Here is a 22,299-nt window from a genome sequence, read left to right on the forward strand (position 1 = left end):
GCCCGGTCGCCGGGCCGAGCCCGCGTCAGCGCACCCCGAGCACGAACGGGTGCACCGCCGCCGCCCCGGCGCGGCGCAGCAGGCGTGCCGCGACCGTGAGGGTCCAGCCCGACTCGGTGTAGTCGTCGACGAGCAGCACGCGGCGCCCGGCGAGCCCCGCCCGCGCGGCGTCCGACAGCTCGAGCTGGAGGCGGCCCGCGACGCCCGCGAGGCGCGTCGCGGAGTTCACGTCGTGCCGGCCCGGCTCCTCGCGGCCCGGGACCGGCCCGACCGCGCCGATGAGCGGCTTGCCGAGGTAGCTCGCGAGCCCGTTCGCCAGGTGGAAGGTGAGCCGCGGACGCGTCGCGGAGCGGACCGCGACGACGCCGTCCACGAGGAGCCGCCGCTCGGCCGGGGCCGTGCCGTCAGGAGAGTCGTCGTCGGCCCCGGTCTCCGGATCCGGCTGCGGGGCGGACTCGTAGAGCTCCGCCCAGTCGTCGAGGACGCGCGCGGCGGCGCGCCGGAGCGCGACGGGGGTGTCGCCGTCGGGCGTCGTGGCCGCGAAGAGCTCGCGCAGCGGCGCGGACCAGCCGAGCCCGTCGAGGCGCGCGACCGCGCGCCCGGTCTCCGCGAGCTCGTCCGCACCCAGGCGCCCGCGCAGGTCGAGCCCCAGGCGGTCCATGCCGCTCGGCCACTGCCGACGGGCCACGACCTCGACGCCGGGGCGGTCCATGTCGGCGCGCGCGGCAGCGACGGCCTCCGCGTCGGGGAGCGCGGGCAGCGTCACGCCGCCGCACGTGTCGCAGCGGCCGCACCGCCACCCGTCCTCGAGCTCCGGGTCGTCGAGCGCGGCGCGCAGGAACGCCATGCGGCACCCGTCGGTGGCCTCGTAGTCGAGCATCGCCTGCTGCTCGGCCGAGCGCGTGGCGTCGACGCGCGCATAGCGCTCGGCGTCGTACGTCCAGGGCTCGCCCGTGGCCTCCCAGCCGCCCTTGACGCGCCGGACCGCGCCGTCGACGTCGAGCACCTTGAGCATGCCCTCGAGGCGTGACCGCTTGAGGTCGACCTGCGTCTCGAGCTGCGCGACGGACTGCGTGCCGCCCGCGTCGAGGGCGTCGAGGGTCGCGCGCACCTGGTCCTGCGGCGGGAACGCGGTGGACGCGAACCACTCCCAGATGCGGCGGTCCTCCTCGCCCGGCAGGAGCACCACGACGGCAGAGTCCACGCCACGGCCCGCGCGCCCTACCTGCTGGTAGTACGCGATGGGCGAGCTCGGCGCCCCGAGGTGGACGACGAAGGCCAGGTCCGGCTTGTCGAAGCCCATCCCGAGCGCGGAGGTCGCCACCAGCGCCTTGACGCGGTTCTCCTTGAGGTCCTCCTCGAGCCGCTCGCGCTCGGCGGGGTCCGTCTGGCCCGTGTACGACGCCACGGCGAGACCGGCGGCGCGGAGCTGGCTCGCGACCTGCTCGGCGGCGGAGACGGTGAGGCAGTACACGATCCCCGAGCCGTCGACGTCCTGGAGCGCCTCGACGAGCCACGCGACGCGCGTCGGCTGGTCGGGCAGGCGCAGCACGGCGAGGTGCAGCGACTCGCGGTCCAGGCCGCCGCGCAGGACCAGGACGTCCTCGTGGGCCGCTCCGCCCGCGGCGTCGCCGACGGCCCCGCCCCCGGCGTGCGCCGCCGTGACGCCGAGCTGCTCCGCGACGTCGGCGGTCACGCGCTCGTTCGCCGTCGCGGTCGTCGCGAGCACCGGGATGCCGGGCGGCAGGTCGGCGAGCAGGGTGCGGATGCGCCGGTAGTCCGGCCGGAAGTCGTGGCCCCAGTCCGAGATGCAGTGCGCCTCGTCGATGACGACGAGGCCCGCGTCGGCCGCGAGCCGGGGGAGGACCTCGTCGCGGAAGCCGGGGTTGTTCAGCCGCTCCGGCGAGCACAGGAGGACGTCGACCTCGCCGTCCGCGATCGCGCGGTGGACGTCGTCCCACTCGGTGACGTTCGCGGAGTTGATCGTCACCGCCTTGATCCCGGCGCGCGCGGCAGCGGAGATCTGGTCGCGCATGAGCGCGAGGAGCGGGGAGACGATCACCGTCGGGCCGGCGCCGCGGTCCCGCAGCAGCCGGGTCGCGACGAAGTACACGGCCGACTTGCCCCACCCGGTGCGCTGCACGACGAGCGCACGACGGCGGAACGCCACGAGCGCCTCGATCGCGCGCCACTGGTCCTCGCGCAGCGTCGCGTCGTCGCGCCCCACGAGGGCGCGCAGCGCGGTCTCGGCGTCCTCGCGCAGCGACTGCCCGTCGAGGAGGCCGCGCAGCATGGCGAGCTTGGCGCGCTTGGCGGCCTCGCCGCCGTCGGCCGCCGGAACGGGCGTGGGGTCGGGCGCGGGGTCGTCGCCCCGAGCGCCCGTGCCCGGGACCTCGCCGCCGGCCGTGCGCGCGGCGGGAGCCGTGGCCGCCGGTGCCTGCGGCGCCGTCCCCGCCCACGGGTCGCCGAACGAGTCGGCGGGCTCGTCGAGCGGCGGCTCGTCGGCCGGGTCGAAGGGCAGGTCGGCGTACGGGTCGGTGGGGCTCACCCGCACGATCGTAGGCGCACCCGCCGACCCTCGGGCCGTCGTGCACAGCCCCGGCCCGCGACCCGGTCGGGGGTCACGGGCCGGGGACGACGGGGCAGCGGCCCGACGTCAGGAGCGCATGTCCATGACGACGCGCCCGTCGATCCGCCCCTCCTCCATCTCGGCGAAGATCGCGTTGATGTCGTCGAGCGGACGCACGGTGTAGGTCGGCTTGATCTTGCCGCGCGCGAAGAAGTCGAGCGCCTCGGCCATGTCCTTGCGCGTCCCGACGATCGACCCGCGCACGGTCAGGCCGAAGAGGACGGTCGTGAAGATGTCGAGCGGGAACTTCTCCGGCGGGAGGCCGACGAGGGAGACCGTGCCACCGCGGCGCAGCGCCCCCACGGCCTGCGGGAACGCGTGCGCGTTGACGGCGGTGACGAGCGCGCCGTGGACGCCACCGCCCGTCTTCTCGCGGATCTCGGCCGCCGCGTCGGGCGACGTCGCCGCGTTCACCGTCACCTCCGCGCCGTGCTTGCGCGCGAGCGCGAGCTTCTCGTCGTCGACGTCCACCGCGGCGACGCGGCGGCCCATCGCGACCGCGTACTGCACCGCGATGTGCCCGAGGCCGCCGATCCCCGAGACCAGCACCCACTCGCCGGGCTGGGTGTCCGTGACCTTGAGCCCCTTGTAGACGGTGACGCCGGCGCACAGGATCGGCCCGACGGCGGAGAGGTCGACCCCGTCGGGGATCACCGGGCAGTACCGCGAGTCGACGAGCATGTACTGGCCGAACGAGCCGTCGACCGAGTAGCCGCCGTTCTTCTGCTGCGGGCACAGCGTCTCCCAGCCCGTCTCGCAGTACTCGCACTCGCCGCACGCGCTCCACAGCCAGGCGTTGCCGACCGTGTCACCCACGCGCACGCGCGTGACCTGGTCGCCGACCGCGACGACCGTGCCGACGCCCTCGTGGCCCGGCACGAACGGGGGAGCGGGCTTGACCGGCCAGTCGCCGTGCGCGGCGTGCAGGTCCGTGTGGCACACGCCGGTGTAGTCGACCTTGACCAGGGCCTCGTGGGGCCCGGGCGACGGGACGTCGAGCTCCTCGACGACCAGCGGGTCGGTGAACGAGCGGACGACGGCGGCACGCATGGCGGGCACGGGGATCACCTCGTCTTCTCGGGGAGAGGGCCAGGAGGACCCTGCCGACGGTCCTCCCTTCGCTCTCGACGCTACGCGCGCGACGCCGCTCCGGCGCCCCGGACGGCCGGACCGGCGACCGACGTCCGCCCAGGTCGGGACCTCCGCCTCTTGTCGGCGAGGCCGACCGTCCCGGCCGACCGCGCGCCGACCGCTCGCCGACCGCTCGCCGACCGTCCTGGGGGACCGCCGCGTGCCCGTCGTCCCGGGTGCCCGCGTGCCGGACGTCACGGGCGGCCGCGCGTCCACGCTTCGTAGACTGGGGGAGTGACCCCACCCTCCGTCGCGGGACGACCCCTGCTCCCGCTGCGCCCCGAGCTCGCCGGCGTCGAGCCGTACGGCGCGCCGCAGCTCGACGTCCCGGTCCTGCTCAACGTCAACGAGAACCCGCACGCGCCGAGCGAGGCCGTCGTCGCGACCATCACGCGCGCGGTGCACGACGCCGCCACCGGGTTGAACCGCTACCCCGACCGCGACTTCCTCGGCCTGCGCTCCGACCTCGCCGCCTACCTCGGGACGGAGGCGGGCGTCGCGCTGGGGGCGGAGCAGCTCTGGGCCGCGAACGGCTCGAACGAGATCATGCTCCACGTGCTGCAGGCCTTCGGCGGCCCGGGGCGCACGGCCGTCTCCTTCGCGCCGACGTACTCGATGTACCCGGAGTACGCGCGCGACACGCACACGGCCTGGGTCGTCGGGCGCCGCGCGGAGGACTTCACGCTCGATCCGGAGCACGCCCGCGAGGTGATCGCGCGCGAGCAGCCGTCCGTCGTCCTGCTCGCGAGCCCGAACAACCCGACCGGGACGGCGCTGCCCGCCGCGACCGTCGAGGCGGTGTGCGAGGCGGCGCTCGCGGTGCGCGTCCCGCTCCCCGGGGGGCAGGAGGCGCCCGCCGTCGTCGTCGTCGACGAGGCGTACGGCGAGTTCCGGCGCGCGGGGACGCCGTCGGCGCTCGAGCTGCTCGAGCGCTACCCGAACCTCGCGGTGACGCGCACGATGTCCAAGGCGTTCGCGCTCGCGGGCGCTCGCGTCGGGTACCTCGCGGCGTCGCGCGAGCTCGTCGACGCGCTGCGCGTCGTGCGCCTGCCGTACCACCTGTCGGCGGTGACGCAGGCGGTCGCGCGCGCGGCCCTCGCGCACTCGGGCGAGCTGCTCGCGCAGGTCTCCGCGCTGCGCGAGCGCCGCGACGAGACCGTCGCGTGGCTGCGCTCGCTGCGGCACCCGGACGGTCGTCCGGTCGAGGTCGCGGAGTCCGACGCCAACTTCGTCCTGTTCGGCACGTTCGCGGACCGGCACGCGGTCTGGGCGGCGTTGTTGGAGCGGGGCGTGCTCATCCGGGAGACTGGTCCCGACGGCTGGCTGCGGGTGTCGATCGGCACCGGCGACGAGATGAGGGCCTTCCGTCAGGCCCTCGTGGAGGTGGCAGGACTGTGAAGCGCACCGCGCGCATCGAGCGCGCGACGTCCGAGTCGAGCGTGCTCGTCGAGCTCGACCTCGACGGGACCGGACGGACCGAGATCTCGACGACCGTCCCGTTCTACGACCACATGCTCACGGCGCTGGGCAAGCACTCGCTCATCGACCTCAAGGTCGTCGCGACGGGGGACACCCACATCGACGCGCACCACACGGTGGAGGACGTCGCGATCACGATCGGCGAGGCGCTGCGCGTCGCGCTCGGCGACAAGGTGGGCATCGGGCGCTTCGGCGACGCGACGGTCCCGCTGGACGAGGCCCTCGCGCTCGCCGTCGTCGACGTGTCCGGGCGGCCGTACCTCGTGCACTCGGGCGAGCCGGAGGGTCAGGAGTACCACCTCATCGGCGGGCACTTCACGGGGTCGCTCACGCGGCACGTGCTCGAGTCGATCGCGCACCACGCGGGCATCTGCATCCACGTGCGCGTCCTCGCGGGCCGCGACCCGCACCACATCGTCGAGGCGCAGTTCAAGGCGCTCGCCCGGGCGCTGCGCGCCGCCGTCGCGCCGGACCCGCGCGTCGAGGGCGTCCCGTCCACGAAGGGAGCCCTGTGAGCACGCACGACGACGACGGCCTGGACGGCGTCGAGATCCCCGACGACCTCTCGTCGCTGACGGCCTCGGCGGTCCCCGACCTCGTGGCGCTCATCACGCAGATCGCGGGCGCGGAGCCGCTCGCGGCGGCGTGCTCGCTCGCGCAGGTCGAGGCGGACGTCGTCCCGACCGACGTCGGTGCCGTGGCGGTGCTGCGCGACCCCGCGGGCGACGCGCCCGCGCACGCGGCCGCCGCTCTGACGACCCTCGTCAAGGGCGTGCCGCTCGTGCTCGTCGAGCGCAGCGGCGAGCAGCTCACGATGACGCGCTGGGCGGACGGCGTGCAGGGTGACACCCTCGCGCCGGGCCTCGTGCTCGGCGGTGCGCCCGAGTCGCTCGAGGACCTGCTCACCGGCACGACGACGCTCGCGGACCAGGACGGCGTCGTGGCGAGCTCGTCGATCTCGCGCTGGAAGGCGATGCGCCTGCTCACGTCGGCGGCGCGGCGCGCACGGAAGGACGGCGCATGACCGAGCCCACCGCGGCGACGCCCGCCGCCCGCCGCCCGTCCGTCGTCGTGCTCGACTACGGGTTCGGCAACGTCCGCTCGGCCGTGCGCGCGCTCGAGCGCGTCGGCGCGGACGTCGAGCTGACGGCGGACCGGGCGCGCGCGCAGGACGCGGACGGGCTCGTCGTCCCGGGCGTCGGCGCGTTCGCCGCGGTCATGACCGGTCTGCGCGGCGTGCGGGGCGACGAGATCGTCGGCCGGCGGCTCGCCGGCGGGCGGCCCGTCCTCGGGATCTGCGTGGGCATGCAGGTCATGTTCGAGCAGGGCGACGAGCACGGGACGCTCACCGACGGGCTCGGGGAGTGGGCGGGCCTCGTCGACCGTCTCGAGGCCGACGTCGTGCCGCACATGGGTTGGGACACCGTCGACGTGCCCGAGGGCAGCGTGCTGTTCCGCGGGGTCGAGCACGAGCGCTTCTACTTCGTGCACTCCTACGCGGCCCGGTCGTTCACGACCGGCCAGGACCTCCCGGCGGACTCGCCCGTCCGCCGACCGCTCGTCACGTGGTCCGAGCACGGTGGCCGCTTCGTCGCGGCCGTCGAGAACGGCCCGCTGTCCGCGACGCAGTTCCACCCCGAGAAGTCGGGCGACGCCGGCGCGACCCTGCTCGAGAACTGGGTCCGCTCGCTCTGACCGTCCGCGCGCCGAGGCACACGCCCGGCGCGCACCACCCGGCGCGAGCGACGCGCCACCGCCTACACCGATGGAGACCCTCGTGACCGACCGCCTCGTGCTGCTCCCCGCCGTCGACGTCGCCGACGGCCAGGCCGTCCGCCTCGTCCAGGGCGAGGCGGGCTCCGAGACCTCGTACGGCGACCCGCTCGCCGCCGCGCTCGACTGGCAGTCCGGCGGCGCGGAGTGGATCCACCTCGTGGACCTCGACGCCGCGTTCGGCCGCGGCTCCAACGCGGAGCTGCTCGCCGACGTCGTCGCGCGCCTCGACGTGCAGGTCGAGCTGTCCGGGGGCATCCGCGACGACGCGTCGCTCGAGCGCGCGCTCGCCACCGGCGCGCGCCGCGTCAACCTCGGCACCGCGGCGCTCGAGAACCCCGAGTGGACGGCGAAGGTCATCGCGGAGCACGGCGACGCGATCGCCGTCGGGCTCGACGTGCGCGGCACCACGCTCGCCGCGCGCGGGTGGACGCAGGAGGGCGGAGACCTGTGGGAGGTCCTCGACCGCCTGGAGGCCGCCGGGTGCGCGCGGTACGTCGTCACGGACGTGACCAAGGACGGGACGCTGCGCGGCCCGAACCTCGACCTGCTGCGCGACGTCGCGGCGCGCACCGACGCGCCCGTCGTCGCGTCCGGCGGCATCTCCAGCCTCGAGGACCTCGAGGCGCTGCGCTCGCTCGTGCCGGCCGGCGTCGAGGGCGCGATCGTGGGCAAGGCCCTCTACGCGGGCGCGTTCACGCTCCCGCAGGCGCTCGACGTCGCGGGCCGGCCGTGACGACCGACCACGAGCCCGCGGGCCCGGGCAAGGCGCTCCCGCCGTCGTCCGGCTTCGCGGGCGACGACGGGTCGGCGGACCCGGCGCTCGCGGGGCTCCTCGACGCGTACGCCGCGGGCTCGGCCTCGCTGTCCGACGTCGTCGCGCGACTCGGCGAGACGCGCGTGCTCGTGCCGATCCTCGCCGAGCTCGAGAGCGCGGGCGAGGGCGAGCACGGGCACACGGTCGACAAGGAGGCGTCGGCGGGGGTCGTCGCCATCGAGGCGCCGGACGGGCGCCGCGCGCTGCCCGTGTTCACGTCCGTCGCGGCGATGGCGGCCTGGCGCGCGAGCGCGCGGCCGGTGCCGGTGGACGCGCGCCGCGCGGCGCTGTCCGCCGTGAGCGAGGACTGGTCGCTCCTCGTGCTCGACCCGGCGGGACCGGTCACCGCGCTCGTGCCACGCCCGGCCGTGTGGGCGCTCGCGCAGGGCAAGGACTGGTCGCCCGCGGTCGTCGACGGGGTCGTCGTGCCGGAGGTGCTCGCCGCCGTGCATGGGTCGCTCGCGGGCGTGCCGCACGTCGCGCGCGTCTGGGCCGAGCCGGGCCGCCGGGCCGAGGTCGCGGTGGTCCTGCGCATCGACGCCGGTCTCGACCGCGCCGGTCTCGACGCCGTGCTCGGGCAGGTCAACGCCGCGCTCGCCACGGACGCCGTGGTGTCCGAGCGCGTCGACGGGCTCGAGCTCCGCGTCGGCCGGGCCGACTGAGGCGGTCGTCCGCCCGGTCCGGCCCGCGCGGACGCGTCGGCCGTACGGGTCGGCGGGCAGCGCGGTCCGGGCTCAGCGCCGGCGCAGGCGGCTGAGGCCCCACGCGAGCGCGGCCGAGAACGCCACGACCGCGCCCAGGGCCTGCCCGCCGAGGATCACGCGGTTGAGGTCGAGGGCGGGCTGCCAGCGCACGCCCGCGTCGTCGACGACGTAGACGCCCTTCGCGACGACGCGCACCCCGAACCCGCCGCCACCGCCCGAGCCCTCGCCGCCCGCCTCGCCCCCGGCGTTGCCGGAGCCCGGGTCGGACGTCGAGCCGCCGTCCGCGGTGCCGTCGTCGGGACCGGCGTCCGCCCCGCGGGCCGCCGCACCGACGCGACGGCGCCAGTCCGCCGCGCCCTTGCCGGAGAGCTCGCCGGCGCCGGACCCCCAGCCGGATCCCGTGCCGCCCCAGACCGTCGCGACGGGGATGACGAGCGTGCCGTCCCGCTCGTACGACTCCCCGAAGACGCGACGCACGGTGAGCGTGTCGCGCGCCGCGTGGGTGATGTGCGCCGGGTCGACGGGAGGCGTGTCCGAGCTCGCGTGTGTGCTCATGGCACGAAGGGTAGACCTGGGCCCCCCGGTGCGCGCGGGAACCGCGCGCACCGCCTCGTCGTCGAGGCCGTCGGTGCACGGGCGCCCGGACGGGTCAGGCGTCGCACTCCGGGAGGGCCGTGAACGCGGACTCGTCGCCGAGCATCGTCTGGAGGGTGCTCACGGGCACGAGGAGCGACTTCTCCGTCGACGTCTTCGCGTAGACCACGCCGATCACCTCGCCCGCCTCGTTGAGCGCGGCGGACCCGGAGCTGCCGGGCTCGACGGGGGCGTCGGTGACGAGCACCTCGCCGAGGTTCTCGTGCAGCGGGTCCGTCGTCGTGCCGATGACCGACCCCTGCGTCACGGTGAGCCGCCCGCCCTCGGGGTACCCGACGACCGTCACCGCGTCGCCGGGCGCCGGGTCGGCGGCGGCGAGGGTCGGGGCGGACGGGAGGTCCTCCGCGGTCCGGACGATCGCGAGGTCCGCCAGACCGGCCACGCTCGCCGTCTGGGCGGCGATGTCACGCCCGTCGTAGGTGAGGAGCTGGAGCGAGCGCGACGAGTCGACCACGTGCTTGTTGGTGATGAGGGTCCGGGAGTCGACGGCGAACCCCGAGCCGGTGGACAGGCCGTCGCACCGGACGTTGCGGATGCGCACGGCCATGCGCTGGACGGCGTCGAACCCGTCGGGGGAGAGGTTCTCCGAGCCGGCCGGGTCGTCGGGCGCCACGAGCGACGGCACGACCGAGCCCGGCACCGGCTCGGGGAGCTCCGGCAGGACGCCGCACGCGCCGAGCGAGCCGCCCGCGAGCGACAGCCCGAGCAGCGCGCCGACGACGCGCACCGCCGCGCGCCGGGACGGGCGGCGCGTCATCCGGCGAGCTCCTGCTGGAGCTGGGCGTTCGCGTCGGTGGCCTCCTGGCAGAGCACGCCGACCTGGTCCGCGAACCGGTCGATGTCGGCGGGGTCGTAGGCGTCCCGGTCGTTGAGGTACCCGATGAGCTGCGTCTGCGCCGTCGTGCACTGCCCGAGCGCGGCCGCGACCTTGCCCGCGGCGTCCGAGACCCGGCTCTGGTAGTCCAGGTACTGCTGGGACGCCTCGTTCTCGTCGCCCAGCTGGGCCTTCTCGTTGGCGAGGTCGCTGATGCGGTCCTGGGCGGCGGTGAGCTGGGTGCGCGCGGACTCGAGCTCCGCGTTCGCGCCGTCGAGCTCGGTGCGCAGCTGCGCGACGTCCTGCCCGAGCCCGCGCGCCTGCGCCTCCCACCCGGCGCTCGTCTCCTGCCAGCGCGTCGTGGTGAGCCACAGGTACGCGCCGACGCCCAGCGCCGCGGCGAGGGCCAGCGCGAGCACGACGACCGCGACCACGGCCCCGCGACGCCGTCGCGGCCGGGTCGCCGCGGCGTCGTCGCTCGCCGGCGCGCCGTCGCCCGGCGCGGTCGCCGTGGCGGACGCCGCCCCGGGTGCGGCACCCCCGGGGCCGGCCGCCGGTGCGAACGACGGCGGCCCGACGGCGCCCGGTCGGGCCGCCGGGACCGCGTCGGCCGGGGTGCCCCGCGGCACGCTCTCGGGCGGCTGCGGCGGGCCCGCGGGACCGCCGTGCGGGGGCGGGACCGGGGGCGTGCTCAACTCACGGCGCCCGTGTACTTCTCGCCCGGCCCCTCGCCCGGGGCGTCCGGGTAGACCGACGCCTCGCGGAAGGCCAGCTGGAGCGAGCGCAGCCCGTCGCGGAGCGAGCGGGCGTGCTGGTTGCCGATGTCGGGGGCGCTCGCCGTCACGAGCGCGGCGAGCGCGTTGATGAGCTTGCGCGCCTCGTCCAGGTCGAGGTGGCCCTGCTCCTGCGCGTCCTCCGCGAGGCCGCACTTGACGGCGGCGGCGCTCATGAGGTGGACGGCCGCGGACGTGATGACCTCCACGGCGGCCACGTCGGCGATGTCGCGCACCGCGTCGGTGGTGGGGTCGGGCACGGCGGCGTTCTCGGTACTCATGGCGACCATCTTTCCATCCGACGGCGGGAGCGGTGGCCCGGTGCGCGGGAAGGACGGCCGACGCGCCCCGGGCCGGGGACGACGTCGGCCGCCGCCCCCGGCGAGGGGCGACGGCCGACGGGGTGCGACCGCCCCGCAGGGCGGCCACGACGGGTCAGACGCGGACCGGCTCCGCGGCCGTCCCGGGCTGGCCGCCCTCGAGCGGGGCGTCCGCGGCGGCGAGGGCCGCACGCAGCTCGCGACCCAGGTTCGCGTCGACGTACGTCCAGTACTGCACGGCGCGCTCGCGGATGTCCTCGCTGCGCACGGCGCCGACGTGGCCCGTGATCGTCTCGAGGAAGCGCGCGCGGGCGGCGTCGTCGAAGACCTCGCGGTAGAGCGTGCCCGCCTGGCCGAAGTCGTCGTCCTCCGGGTGCAGCGTCGCGGCGCTGCGCGTCAGCTCGCCGTCGGCCTCCCAGCCGGCGGACTCCGCCGCGCGGGCCGGGTCGGCGTGCGCGCCGCCGCGGCTGTTCGGCGCGTACACCGGCGTGGTCGCCGACGAGAACGAGTAGCGCATCGACCCGTCCTTCGCGTACGAGTGACCGGCCTCGGCCGCGGCGTGCGGCGCGTTCACCGGGAGCTGGGCGTGGTTCGTGCCCACGCGGTACCGGTGGGCGTCGGCGTAGGAGAAGATGCGCGCGAGGAGCATCTTGTCCGGGCTCGTCGCGATGCCCGGCACGAAGTTGCTCGGCGCGAACGTCGCCTGCTCGATCTGCGCGAAGTAGTTCTCCGGGTTGCGGTTCAGCTCCATGACGCCCACCTCGATCAGCGGGTAGTCGGCGTGCGGCCACACCTTCGTGAGGTCGAACGGGTTGAACCGGTAGGTCTTGGCGTCCTCGTACGGCATGACCTGGACCGAGAGCGTCCAGCGCGGGAAGTCGCCCCCCTCGATGTGCTCGTACAGGTCGCGGATGTGGTGGTCCGAGTCCGACCCGGCGAGCTGCGAGGCCTCGTCCGCGGTGAGGTTCTTGATGCCCTGCTGCGTCTTGAAGTGGTACTTGACCCAGAACCGCTCGCCCGCCGCGTTGATCCACTGGTAGGTGTGCGAGCCGAACCCGTCCATGTGGCGCCAGCTCGACGGGAGGCCGCGGTCACCCATGAGCCAGGTCACCTGGTGCGCCGACTCGGGGGAGAGCGACCAGAAGTCCCACTGCATGTCGTTGTCGCGCAGGTTCGAGCCCGGCAGACGCTTCTGCGACCGGATGAAGTCGGGGAACTTGATGCCGTCGCGCAGGAAGAACACAGGCGTGTTGTTGCCGACGAGGTCGTAGTTGCCCTCGGTCGTGTAGAACTTCAGCGCGAAGCCGCGGGGGTCGCGCCAGGTGTCGGGCGAGCCCTGCTCGCCGGCGACGGAGGAGAAGCGCGCGAGCATCTCGGTCGTCGTGCCGGGCTGGAACAGCGCCGCGCGCGTGTAGGCGCTGACGTCCTGGGTCACGGTGAACGTGCCGAACGCACCGCCGCCCTTGGCGTGCACGACGCGCTCCGGGACGCGCTCGCGGTTGAACTGGGCGAGCTTCTCGACGAGGTAGTGGTCGTGCAGGACGATCGGGCCGTCGGCGCCGACGGACTGCGAGTGGGCGTCCGAGGCGACGGGGGCGCCGGCGTTCGTGGTGGTGAAGGGGGCGGTCATGGGTCTCCTTCCGTGAGCCGCGGGTACGGCTCGTCTGGCGTTCTCAAACAGTGCATCCGTGAGGAAACGGACGCGCTCCGGGTGCACGAGGCCCCGGAGCGGGTGGTGCGGGGTCAGTCGGCGCAGTCCGGGCAGAGTCCCCAGAACGTCACCTCGGCGGTGTCGATCCGGAACCCCGCGGTGCTGCTGGGGGTGAGGCACGGGGCGTGGCCCACGGTGCAGTCCACGTCGGCGACGGCGCCGCAGCCCCGGCACACCACGTGGTGGTGGTTGTCGCCGAGCCGGCGCTCGTAGCGGGCCGGGTGCCCGGCCGGCTCGATGCGGCGCACGAGCCCCTTGTCGGTGAGCGTGTGCAGGACGTCGTAGACCGCCTGGACGGAGACGGAGCCGAGCGCCGTGCGCGCGGCGCGCAGCACGTCGTCGGCGTCCGCGTGCTGCTGCACCTCGACGGCGTCGAGCACGGCGAGGCGTGCGGCGGTGACGCGCAGGCCGTGGTCGCGGAGCTCGCTCTCGTGGCGTGCGCGGCGGGGCCCGTCCTCGAGGCCGGTGCCCGCGGTCGACGTCGCTCCTGTGGTCATGGCGCCCACTCTACCCCCCTATTCTGGAAGAGTTCCATTGATGGATCGGATCAGATGTCCACGGGGACGGTCGGCTCGACCCGCACGGCCGCTCTGCTATCCTTGACAGCTGACCGACCCGTTCGTGTCCGCACCGCCCGGTTCTGGGTGGTGGGGAAGACGTGCGGGTGCGCAAGTGGATGACATCCCACCCGGGCTTCGACCGCCGACTCACGTCGCGACAGAGGCCGGGTCCTGGTCCGGAGCGAGCCCCTCGGGGACCGTTCCGCCGTGGTCGTCGCGTTCGCGTGACGTCCCGACCTGATGGCCTCCGCCCTGCGCCAGGGACGGAGGCCTTCTTCGTGTCCGGGCGGTCTACCGACGACTTCCTAGGAGCATCACATCAGCGAGCCTCGCATCAACGATCGGATCCGCGTCCCCGAGGTCCGACTCATCGGTCCCGGCGGGGAGCAGGTCGGCGTCGTCCGCACCGAGGTTGCCCTGAGCCTTGCCCAGGACGCGGACCTCGACCTCGTCGAGGTCGCCCCGGACGCCCGGCCCCCCGTCGCCAAGCTCATGGACTTCGGCAAGTTCAAGTACGAGTCCGACATGAAGGCGCGTGAGGCGCGGCGCAACCAGGCGAACACGGTCCTCAAGGAGATCCGTTTCCGCCTGAAGATCGACCCGCACGACTACGGCACCAAGAAGGGCCACGTCGAGCGCTTCCTCGCGGCGGGCGACAAGGTCAAGGTCATGATCATGTTCCGCGGCCGTGAGCAGTCGCGCCCCGAGATGGGTGTCCGCCTGCTCCAGCGCCTCGCGGACGACGTCGCGGAGCTCGGCTTCGTGGAGTCCATGCCGAAGCAGGACGGGCGCAACATGACCATGGTGCTCGGTCCGGTGAAGAAGAAGGCCGACGCCAAGAGCGAGCAGCGCAAGCGCGCGCAGGAGGCCGAGCCGCGTCTCACCAAGTCCGCCCAGCGCGCCGCTGCGCGCTCCGGCGACGACGCGGACGTGACCGACGAGCCCGAGACGGTCGAGACGCAGACCGTCGAGGCCACCGGCGCGGTCGAGGCGACGGAGACCACGGCCGCGGTCGAGGCCGCCGCCCCGGTCGAGGAGCCCGCCCCGGCCGAGGCCCCGGCGCAGGCCGCTCCGGCTCCGCGCTCCGCTCCGGCTCCGCGGTCGGCTCCGGCTCCGCGGTCGGCTCCGGCTCCGCGGTCGGCTCCTGCCCCGCGTCCCGCGGCTCGACCGGCGGCGGACTCGAAGCCGGCGGCGCCGCGCCCGACGCCCGCGGCCTCGCCCGCGTCGTCGGACGGCGCGAAGCCCGCAGCACCCCGGCCCGCCGCGCCGAAGCCGGGCGCCCCGCGCCCCGCGCCCAAGCCGGCACCCAAGCCGACGCCGCGCGGCAAGGCCGGCTGACACCGGCACCACGGACGGACCCTGCTCGGGGTCCGGGCCCACCGGCCCGGACCCGAACACGTCGGCCACCGCGAGGTGGCTGACCGGACACAAGGAGAGACGGCAGTCATGCCGAAGAACAAGACGCACTCGGGTGCCAAGAAGCGCTTCCGCATCACGGGTTCCGGGAAGGTCATGCGCGAGCAGACCAACGCCCGTCACTACCTCGAGCACAAGGCGACCAAGCGCAAGCGCCGCCTCGCTGCCGACCAGGTGGTCTCGCCCGCCGACGTCAAGTCCATCAAGAAGCTGCTCGGCAAGTGACCCGGCAGGTGGCGGGACCCGCCACCGACCGGCTCACCCCTGAGCCCCGAACTGCAAGGAGCATCACGTGGCACGCGTGAAGCGGGCGGTCAACGCCCAGAAGAAGCGCCGTACGACCCTCGAGCGCGCCAGCGGCTACCGCGGCCAGCGCTCGCGCCTCTACCGCAAGGCGAAGGAGCAGGTCACCCACTCCCTCGTCTACTCCTACCGTGACCGCAAGGCGCGCAAGGGCGACTTCCGCAAGCTGTGGATCCAGCGCATCAACGCTGCGTCGCGCGCCCAGGGCCTGACGTACAACCGCCTCATCCAGGGCCTCAAGGCCGCGGGTGTCGAGGTCGACCGTCGCCTGCTCGCCGAGCTCGCGGTCAACGACGTGGCCGCGTTCAACGCGCTCGTCCAGGTCGCGAAGGACGCGCTCCCCGAGGACGTCAACGCGCCCAAGGCCGCAGCCTGACCAGCGCCTCGCCCGGCCGCCCGTCGGCCACGGACGCCCGTCCGGCGCCCGGCCCGCTCGACCCCACGCTGACGAACCCTCGCAGCGACCGGGTCAAGGCGGTCCGTGCGCTGGCCGGGCGTCCGGCGCGTTCACGGCACGGACAGCTCCTCGTGGAGGGCCCGCAGGGCGTCCGCGAGGCCGTCCGGCGCGCCTCTGACCGGGTCCGTGACGTCTACGTCACGCCCGCTGCGGCGGACCGGCACCCGGAGATCGTCGCCGACGCGCGCGCGGCCGGGCTGCACGTGCACGGCGCGACGCCCGAGGTGCTGGCGGCGATGAGCGCCGACGCGCAGGGCGTGCTCGCCGTCGTGCGTGCGGACGCGCCGCGGCTGGAGGACGTCGTCGCGACGCTCGCGCGGCGCGACCGCCCGGCGCTCGTCGCGGTGCTCGCGACGGTCCGGGACCCGGGCAACGCGGGGACCGTGGTCCGCGCGGCGGACGCCGCCGGGGCCGACGCCGTCGTGCTCGCCGGCGAGAGCGTCGACGTGCACAACCCGAAGGTCGTGCGCTCGACGGCCGGGTCGCTCTTCCACCTCCCGGTCGTCACGGGCGTGAGCCTGGCCGAGGCCGTCGCCGCGCTGCGCGGCGCGGGGCTCGCGGTCCTCGCCGCCGACGGCGCGGGGGACCTCGACCTCGACGACCTGCTCGACGTGGCCGGCGCCGCGGGCGCCGGTACGGAGCGCCCGGTCGACCTCGCCGCGCCGACCGCATGGGTCTTCGGGAACGAGGCGTGGGGGCTGCCACCGGAGGACCGCGCGCTGGCCGACGCCGTCGTGCGCGTGCCGATCCGCGGCCGGGCCGAGTCCCTGAACCTCGCGACGGCGGCGACGGTCTGCCTCTACGCCTCCAGCCGCGCGCACCGGCCCGACCGAGGCCCGGGCGCCGACCCGGAGGGCGGCGCGTGAGACTGTTCGCCGCGCTCTACCCGAGCGCCGCGGCGCTCGACCACCTCGCGCTCGCCCTCGCGGACGCGCACGCCCAGGAGGCGCGCCGGCCCGACGGCGCACCGCTCGTCCGCTGGACGTCCCCCGAGCTGTGGCACCTCACGGTGTCGTTCTTCGGCGACGTGCCCGAGGGGGCCGTCCCCGACCTCGCGGCGGCGCTCGAGCCGGTCGCGCACGAGGCCGTGCCGCTCGACCTCCGGCTCCGGGGCGCGGGCGTGTTCGACCGCCGCGTCCTGTGGGTGGGCGTCGGCGGGGACGGTGCCGACGCCCTGCGGGCGCTGAGCGCCGCGGTCGCCGAGGCGGCGGGCGACGCGGGCGTGCGGGTGGACCGCCGTCCCCGGCAGCGCGCGCACCTCACCGTCGCGCGGGCCGCGGCCGGGGCGCGCCAGGCGAACCGCCGGGCGCGCGGTCGCGGCGCGACCCGTCCCGACCGCACCGCGGGCGACCCGCTCGCCGCGCCCGCCGCGGCCCTCGCCGTGTACGCCGGCCCGGGGTGGACGACCGACGCGCTGCACCTCGTCGAGTCCGACCTCGGCGACGCCTCGGGGCACCCGGTGCACCGGACGCTGCGGACCCTGCCGCTCGGGCCCGCCGCGCGCTGAGCGGGACCACCCTCCGGCCGCGCCCGGAGACGCCTGTGCGAGGATGGGCCGCATGAGCCTGCGCGGTGGTCGTCGATTTCCCGGGCCCGTCACGGGCCCGCGCGACTGACGCGTGCTCCCCGCCCGCCTCGTGGCGGGACGGGTCCTGGCCCGGACGGGCGCCCTAGAATGACGGCGACGCGCGCACGTGCGCGCCCCGCACGCCCCGCCCCGAGCGGCGCGTGCCGCGGGTCGACGCCGGCCGTCGTCCGCTCCCCGCAGTCCCGCCCTCGCCAGGAAGGCACGCATGTCCAGCCCTGACGCCGACGTCGTCACCCCCCACGCGGGCGACGGCGGACCGGACACCACCACCGCACCCTCCCCGCTCGACGCCGACGCGCTGCAGCGCGCGCTCGACGCCGCGCTCGCCGCCGTCGCCGCGGCCGGCGACCTCGACGCGCTCAAGCGCGTGCGCACCGAGCACGCGGGCGACCGCAGCCCGCTCGCGCTCGCGAACCGCCAGATCGGTTCGCTCGCCCCCGCGGACAAGAAGACTGCGGGCAAGCTCCTCGGCCCGCTGCGCGGCCGGCTCAACCAGGCCCTCGCCGCGCGCCAGGCCGAGCTCGAGGCCGAGCGCGACGAGCGCGTCCTCGTCGAGGAGGCCGTGGACGTCACGCTGCCCGTGGACCGCGTCCCCGCGGGCGCGCGGCACCCGCTCGAGACGCTGCAGGAGCGCGTCGCGGACTTCTTCGTCGGCATGGGCTGGGAGATCGCGGAGGGCCCCGAGGTCGAGGCGGAGTGGTTCAACTTCGACGCCCTGAACTTCGGCGTGGACCACCCCGCGCGCCAGATGCAGGACACGTTCTACGTCGCCGGCCCGGACGGCGAGGACGGCGTGGAGCCGTCGAACCTCGTCCTGCGTACCCACACGTCGCCGGTCCAGGCCCGCTCGCTGCTCGAGCGTGGCGTGCCGCTGTACGTGGCGTGCCCGGGCAAGACCTTCCGCACGGACGCGCTCGACGCGACGCACACGCCCGTCTTCCACCAGGTCGAGGGCTTGGCGATCGACAAGGGCCTGACCATGGCGCACCTGCTCGGCACGCTCGACGCGTTCGCGCGCGCGATGTTCGGCCCGGATGCGCGCACGCGCCTGCGGCCCGCGTACTTCCCGTTCACCGAGCCGAGCGCCGAGATGGACCTGTGGTTCCCCCAGAAGAAGGGCGGACCGGGCTGGATCGAGTGGGGTGGCTGCGGCATGGTCAACCCGAACGTGCTGCGGTCCGTCGGGGTGGACCCCGACGAGTACTCGGGCTTCGCGTTCGGGATGGGCATCGAGCGGACGCTCATGCTGCGCCACGGGATCGCGGACATGCACGACATGGTGGAGGGCGACGTGCGCTTCTCCGCCCAGTTCGGAACGGAGATCTGATGCCGTACGTCGCCATCGACTGGCTGGGCGACCACGTCGAGCTGCCCGCGGGGCTCACCGCCGAGCGGCTCGCCGCCGACCTCGTCCGCGTCGGCCTGGAGGAGGAGGCGATCCACGGCGCGGCCGTGACGGGTCCCCTCGTCGTCGGGCGCGTCCTGGAGATGACGCCCGAGCCGCAGAAGAACGGCAAGACGATCAACTGGTGCCTGGTCGACGTCGGGCCGGAGCACAACGCCGCCGAGATCAAGGGCGTCGAGCCGGCCGACATGCCGGCGGGCGGTGCGCGCGGCATCGTGTGCGGCGCGCACAACTTCGCGCCGGGCGACCTCGTCGTGGTCGCGCTGCCGGGCTCCGTCCTGCCCGGTCCGTTCCCCATCGCGAGCCGCAAGACGTACGGGCACGTGTCCGACGGCATGATCTGCTCGCAGCGCGAGCTCGGCCTCGGCGAGGACCACGACGGCATCATCGTGCTGCCGCGGCTCGGGTACGCGGCCGAGGACCTCACCCCGGGGCAGGACGCGGTCGCGCTGCTCGGGCTCGGCGACGAGGTGCTCGAGATCAACGTGACGCCCGACCGCGGGTACGCGTTCTCCTACCGCGGTGTCGCGCGCGAGTTCTCGCACTCGACGGGCGCGCGCTTCACGGACCCGGGCCTGCCCGGCTCCCTGCCCACGCCCCCGCCCGCGGCGACGCCCGACGGCTTCCCCGTCGAGGTCGACGACGCGGCTCCGGTCCACGGCGTCGTCGGGTGCGACCGGTTCGTCACGCGCGTCGTGCGCGGGATCGACCCCGCGGCGCAGACGCCCGCGTGGATGCAGCGCCGCCTCACGGCGTCGGGCATGCGGCCCATCTCGCTCGCGGTCGACGTGACGAACTACGTCATGCTCGACCTCGGGCAGCCCCTGCACGCGTACGACCTCGAGAAGGTCGCGGCTCCCGTCGTGGTGCGGCGCGCCGCCCCGGGCGAGCGGCTCACGACGCTCGACGACGTGGACCGCGCGCTCGACCCGGAGGACCTGCTCATCACCGACAGCCCCGACGGTGCGCGCGGCGCGCGCGTCCTGGGTCTCGCCGGCGTCATGGGCGGTGCCTCGTCGGAGGTCGGGCCGGAGACGACGGCGGTGCTCGTCGAGGCCGCCCACTTCGATCCCGTGACGGTCGCGCGCACGTCGCGCCGCCACAAGCTGTCGAGCGAGGCCGCGAAGCGGTTCGAGCGCGGCGTGGACCCGCTGCTGCCCGCCGTCGCGGCGCAGCGCGTCGTCGACCTGCTCGTCGAGCTCGGCGGCGGGACCGCCGACCCGGCCGTCAGCGACCTCGACCGCGTGACCGCGCCCACCCCGATCCACCTGCCCGTCGGCGAGGCCGAGCGTCTCGTCGGCGTGCCCTACACGCTCGAGCAGGTCGTCGGGACGCTCGGGGCGATCGGGTGCACGGTCGCCGCGGACGACGCCGCCGCGACGGGCGTCGTCGTCGTGACCCCGCCGTCGTGGCGCCCCGACCTCACCGAGCCGGCCGAGCTGGTCGAGGAGGTCGCGCGCCTCGTCGGGTACGACGAGATCCCGTCGGTGCTCCCCGCCGCCCCCGGCGGCCGCGGGCTCACGCGCGAGCAGCGCGTGCGCCGGTCGGTCGCCCGCGCGCTCGCCGAGCACGGGTTCGTCGAGACGCTGAGCTACCCGTTCGTCGGCGAGGGCGAGCTCGACGCGTTGCGGATCCCCGCGGACGACGAGCGCCGCCGGGCGCTGCGCCTGCTGAACCCGCTGGCCGACGACCGCCCACTGATGCGCACGGACGTGCTGAGCACGCTCCTGGAGACCACGCGCCGCAACGTGGGCCGCGGACTCGGGGACGTCGCCGTGTTCGAGGTCGGGCTCGTGACGCACCCGCGCGCGGGCGCCCCGGCCGCGCCGTCGCTGCCCGGCGGGGTGCGTCCCTCCGACGACGACCTCGCCGCGATCGAGGCCGCGCTCCCGGCGCAGCCGCGCCACGTCGCGGGCGTCCTGGTCGGTCGTCGCGAGCGGGCGGGCTGGTGGGGCCCCGGCCGGCCGGCGGACTGGACGGACGCGCTCGACGCGGCGCGCCTGGTCGCGGACCGCGCCGGCCTGCGGGGGGACGACGCCGTGCGCGTGGTCGCCGACACCGCGCGGGCCCCGTTCCACCCCGGCCGCTGCGCGCGCCTCGAGCTCGCCGACGGGACGGTCGTCGGGCACGCGGGCGAGCTGCACCCCAAGGTGCTCGAGAACGTCGGCCTGCCCGCCCGCTCCGTGGCGTTCGAGCTCGACCTGTCGGCGCTCGTCGCAGGTGCGTCCGACGAGCCCGTCCAGGCGACGCCGGTCTCCGGGTTCCCGGCGGCGAAGGAGGACCTCGCGTTCGTCGTCGCCGCCGACGTGCCGGCCGAGGCGCTGCGCGCCGCGGTCGTCGAGGGCGCCGGCGAGCTCGCGGAGGAGGTCGTGCTGTTCGACGTCTTCACGGGCGAGCAGGTGGGCGCCGGGCGCAAGTCGCTCGCGTTCTCGCTGCGGCTGCGCGCCGCGGACCGCACCCTCACCGCCGACGACGTCGCGCGGGTCCGGGAGGGCGCCGTGGCCGCCGCGCGCGAGCGCGTCGGGGCGGAGCTGCGCGCATGAGCGACGCACCGGGGGAGGGCACGACGCCGGACGTGGTGCCCGCGCGCACCGCGCTCGTCACCGGGGCGTCGCGCGGCATCGGCCGCGCGGTCGCCGTCGGGCTCGCCGCGGCCGGTCTCGACGTCGCGCTCCTCGCGCGCGACGCGGGCCGGCTCGCCGGGGTGGCCGACGAGATCGCCGCGCTCGCCGGCGCGGGCCGGGCCGTCGTCGTCACGGCGGACGTGACCGACGCGGCGGCGGTGGCCGCGGCCGTCCGCGAGGCCGAGGCCGCGCTCGGGAGCGTGGACCTGCTCGTCAACAACGCGGGCCGGGTCGACGCCGAGGTGCCGCTCTGGGAGGCGGACCCCGACGAGTGGTGGGCCGTCCTGGAGACCAACGTGCGCGGGCCGTTCCTGCTCGCGCGCGCGGTCGTCCCCGGGATGCTCGCGCGCGGCGGCGGCCGCGTCGTCGACCTCAACAGCGGCGCGGGCTCTCACGACATGGAGGGCGCGAGCGCGTACAACGCGAGCAAGACGGCGCTGCTGCGCCTCGGGGCGAACCTCCACCGCTCGGGCCACGCGCTCGGGCTGCGGACCTTCGAGGTGTCGCCGGGCGTCGTGCAGACCGACATGACGGCGTCCATGGTCATGCACGAGGGTCGCACGGAGTGGACGCCCGTCGAGCGCACGGTCGAGATGGTCGTCGCGATCGCCCGCGGCGAGCTCGACGCGTTCTCGGGGGCGTTCGTGCGCGTGACGCACGACTCGCCCGGGTCGCTCCGCGCGGCCGCCCAGGAGGCCGCCCGCGCGGGCGTCGCGCTGCCCGGGCCGGACGGCCGTCGGCTGCGCGTCACGCGCTGGGGCGCCGACGACCCGATGCCGGGAGAGCTCCCCGCCCGCTGAGCGCACGCACCCCGCACGGCCGACGCCGCCCGACCCCCCGGTCGGGCGGCGTCCGTGCGTCCGGGCACCGGGTCACAGCGGGACGCACGTGTCCCGGTCGACCCACACGTGCCACAGGCCCCGCTCGGGGTGCTCGTACTCGAACGCCACGAGCCCGCCTGCGTCGTGCGTGACGACGCCGGTGAGCACGACCCGCCGGCCGTCGCGGTCGAACGTCGTGCAGAGGGCGGGCACCTGGACCGGGACGTGCGCGTCCGGCAGGAAGGGGCGGGTCGCGGGGGCGACGTGCTGCGTCATACCCGGAAAGACGCGCGCACGCGCGTCGTCTCACGCGTCGGGGC

Annotated in this window: 23 protein-coding genes; 14 read left to right on the plus strand and 9 right to left on the minus strand. The window is 75.7% G+C overall.

Annotation, left to right across the window (positions count from 1 at the left end):
- Window positions 1-25: 25 nt before the first annotated feature.
- Window positions 26-2,293: a RecQ family ATP-dependent DNA helicase gene (locus E1O70_RS16980; protein ID WP_061267612.1), complete on the minus strand. Its 2,268-nt coding sequence runs from the start codon at window positions 2,291-2,293 to the stop codon at window positions 26-28.
- A gap of 363 nt (window positions 2,294-2,656) precedes the next feature.
- Complete coding sequence (adhP, locus tag E1O70_RS16985; protein WP_061267614.1) at window positions 2,657-3,679, minus strand: alcohol dehydrogenase AdhP; 1,023 nt, start codon at window positions 3,677-3,679, stop codon at window positions 2,657-2,659.
- A 315-nt stretch (window positions 3,680-3,994) separates the two neighbouring features.
- Here adhP and E1O70_RS16990 point away from each other — a divergent pair, with 315 nt between their 5' ends.
- The 6 genes from E1O70_RS16990 to E1O70_RS17015 all read left to right on the plus strand — a co-directional run bounded on the left by E1O70_RS16990 (window position 3,995) and on the right by E1O70_RS17015 (window position 8,491).
- The gene (locus tag E1O70_RS16990; protein ID WP_061267594.1) at window positions 3,995-5,158 is read left to right on the plus strand and encodes a histidinol-phosphate transaminase; all 1,164 of its coding nucleotides are present in this window, start codon (window positions 3,995-3,997) and stop codon (window positions 5,156-5,158) included.
- The gene (gene hisB / locus E1O70_RS16995) at window positions 5,155-5,754 is read left to right on the plus strand and encodes an imidazoleglycerol-phosphate dehydratase HisB (protein WP_021482124.1); all 600 of its coding nucleotides are present in this window, start codon (window positions 5,155-5,157) and stop codon (window positions 5,752-5,754) included. The genes E1O70_RS16990 and hisB overlap by 4 nt, the downstream gene beginning before the upstream one ends.
- The gene (locus E1O70_RS17000) at window positions 5,751-6,263 is read left to right on the plus strand and encodes a hypothetical protein (RefSeq protein ID WP_061267595.1); all 513 of its coding nucleotides are present in this window, start codon (window positions 5,751-5,753) and stop codon (window positions 6,261-6,263) included. The genes hisB and E1O70_RS17000 overlap by 4 nt, the downstream gene beginning before the upstream one ends.
- A complete protein-coding gene (hisH, locus tag E1O70_RS17005; protein ID WP_051028482.1) occupies window positions 6,260-6,934 on the plus strand; it encodes an imidazole glycerol phosphate synthase subunit HisH in 675 nt (224 codons plus the stop codon). The genes E1O70_RS17000 and hisH overlap by 4 nt, the downstream gene beginning before the upstream one ends.
- An 82-nt stretch (window positions 6,935-7,016) precedes the next feature.
- The gene (gene priA / locus E1O70_RS17010; RefSeq protein ID WP_034654096.1) at window positions 7,017-7,748 is read left to right on the plus strand and encodes a bifunctional 1-(5-phosphoribosyl)-5-((5-phosphoribosylamino)methylideneamino)imidazole-4-carboxamide isomerase/phosphoribosylanthranilate isomerase PriA; all 732 of its coding nucleotides are present in this window, start codon (window positions 7,017-7,019) and stop codon (window positions 7,746-7,748) included.
- Window positions 7,745-8,491, plus strand: a complete 747-nt coding sequence (locus E1O70_RS17015; protein WP_061267596.1) for an SseB family protein — start codon at window positions 7,745-7,747, stop codon at window positions 8,489-8,491. The genes priA and E1O70_RS17015 overlap by 4 nt, the downstream gene beginning before the upstream one ends.
- Before the next feature lie 72 nt (window positions 8,492-8,563).
- Here the strand turns inward: E1O70_RS17015 and E1O70_RS17020 are convergent, their stop codons facing one another.
- From E1O70_RS17020 to E1O70_RS17045, 6 genes are all read right to left on the minus strand, one after another.
- The gene (locus E1O70_RS17020; RefSeq protein ID WP_051028483.1) at window positions 8,564-9,088 is read right to left on the minus strand and encodes a hypothetical protein; all 525 of its coding nucleotides are present in this window, start codon (window positions 9,086-9,088) and stop codon (window positions 8,564-8,566) included.
- A gap of 94 nt (window positions 9,089-9,182) precedes the next feature.
- Entirely contained in the window at window positions 9,183-9,944 is a 762-nt protein-coding gene (locus tag E1O70_RS17025; RefSeq protein ID WP_061267597.1) for a S1 family peptidase, read from the minus strand.
- Entirely contained in the window at window positions 9,941-10,696 is a 756-nt protein-coding gene (locus E1O70_RS17030) for a hypothetical protein (protein WP_240696749.1), read from the minus strand. Before E1O70_RS17030 ends, E1O70_RS17025 begins: the two co-directional genes overlap by 4 nt.
- Entirely contained in the window at window positions 10,693-11,055 is a 363-nt protein-coding gene (locus E1O70_RS17035) for a DUF1844 domain-containing protein (protein WP_043659864.1), read from the minus strand. Before E1O70_RS17035 ends, E1O70_RS17030 begins: the two co-directional genes overlap by 4 nt.
- Window positions 11,056-11,209: 154 nt before the next feature.
- A complete protein-coding gene (locus E1O70_RS17040) occupies window positions 11,210-12,724 on the minus strand; it encodes a catalase (RefSeq protein ID WP_061267598.1) in 1,515 nt (504 codons plus the stop codon).
- A gap of 113 nt (window positions 12,725-12,837) precedes the next feature.
- Window positions 12,838-13,302, minus strand: coding sequence for a Fur family transcriptional regulator (locus tag E1O70_RS17045; RefSeq protein ID WP_081600341.1), 465 nt, complete (start codon window positions 13,300-13,302; stop codon window positions 12,838-12,840).
- Between the two features lie 432 nt (window positions 13,303-13,734).
- Here E1O70_RS17045 and infC point away from each other — a divergent pair, with 432 nt between their 5' ends.
- The 8 genes from infC to E1O70_RS17085 all read left to right on the plus strand — a co-directional run bounded on the left by infC (window position 13,735) and on the right by E1O70_RS17085 (window position 21,958).
- Window positions 13,735-14,703 carry a translation initiation factor IF-3 gene (infC, locus tag E1O70_RS17050; protein ID WP_240696753.1) on the plus strand — a complete coding sequence of 323 codons (969 nt, stop codon included), beginning with the start codon at window positions 13,735-13,737 and terminating at the stop codon, window positions 14,701-14,703.
- Window positions 14,704-14,811: 108 nt separating this feature from the next.
- On the plus strand, window positions 14,812-15,006 hold the full coding sequence (rpmI, locus tag E1O70_RS17055) for a 50S ribosomal protein L35 (protein WP_034653792.1): 195 nt from the start codon (window positions 14,812-14,814) through the stop codon (window positions 15,004-15,006).
- A gap of 67 nt (window positions 15,007-15,073) precedes the next feature.
- Window positions 15,074-15,460, plus strand: coding sequence for a 50S ribosomal protein L20 (gene rplT / locus E1O70_RS17060; protein WP_024840664.1), 387 nt, complete (start codon window positions 15,074-15,076; stop codon window positions 15,458-15,460).
- A gap of 68 nt (window positions 15,461-15,528) precedes the next feature.
- On the plus strand, window positions 15,529-16,407 hold the full coding sequence (locus E1O70_RS17065; protein ID WP_061267617.1) for a TrmH family RNA methyltransferase: 879 nt from the start codon (window positions 15,529-15,531) through the stop codon (window positions 16,405-16,407).
- Complete coding sequence (thpR, locus tag E1O70_RS17070; protein ID WP_167496901.1) at window positions 16,404-17,048, plus strand: RNA 2',3'-cyclic phosphodiesterase; 645 nt, start codon at window positions 16,404-16,406, stop codon at window positions 17,046-17,048. Before E1O70_RS17065 ends, thpR begins: the two co-directional genes overlap by 4 nt.
- A gap of 286 nt (window positions 17,049-17,334) precedes the next feature.
- Window positions 17,335-18,456: a phenylalanine--tRNA ligase subunit alpha gene (pheS, locus tag E1O70_RS17075; RefSeq protein ID WP_082774805.1), complete on the plus strand. Its 1,122-nt coding sequence runs from the start codon at window positions 17,335-17,337 to the stop codon at window positions 18,454-18,456.
- Window positions 18,456-21,077, plus strand: coding sequence for a phenylalanine--tRNA ligase subunit beta (pheT, locus tag E1O70_RS17080; protein WP_061269203.1), 2,622 nt, complete (start codon window positions 18,456-18,458; stop codon window positions 21,075-21,077). Before pheS ends, pheT begins: the two co-directional genes overlap by 1 nt.
- Window positions 21,074-21,958, plus strand: a complete 885-nt coding sequence (locus tag E1O70_RS17085) for an SDR family NAD(P)-dependent oxidoreductase (RefSeq protein ID WP_061269204.1) — start codon at window positions 21,074-21,076, stop codon at window positions 21,956-21,958. Before pheT ends, E1O70_RS17085 begins: the two co-directional genes overlap by 4 nt.
- A 72-nt stretch (window positions 21,959-22,030) precedes the next feature.
- Here E1O70_RS17085 and E1O70_RS17090 read toward each other — a convergent pair whose 3' ends face one another.
- Window positions 22,031-22,255 (minus strand): hypothetical protein, encoded by a 225-nt coding sequence (locus E1O70_RS17090; protein WP_061269205.1) that lies wholly within the window; start codon window positions 22,253-22,255, stop codon window positions 22,031-22,033.
- Window positions 22,256-22,299: the final 44 nt, after the last annotated feature.

This window comes from Cellulosimicrobium funkei, assembly GCF_004519295.1.
Taxonomy (GTDB): Bacteria; Actinomycetota; Actinomycetes; order Actinomycetales; family Cellulomonadaceae; genus Cellulosimicrobium; species Cellulosimicrobium funkei.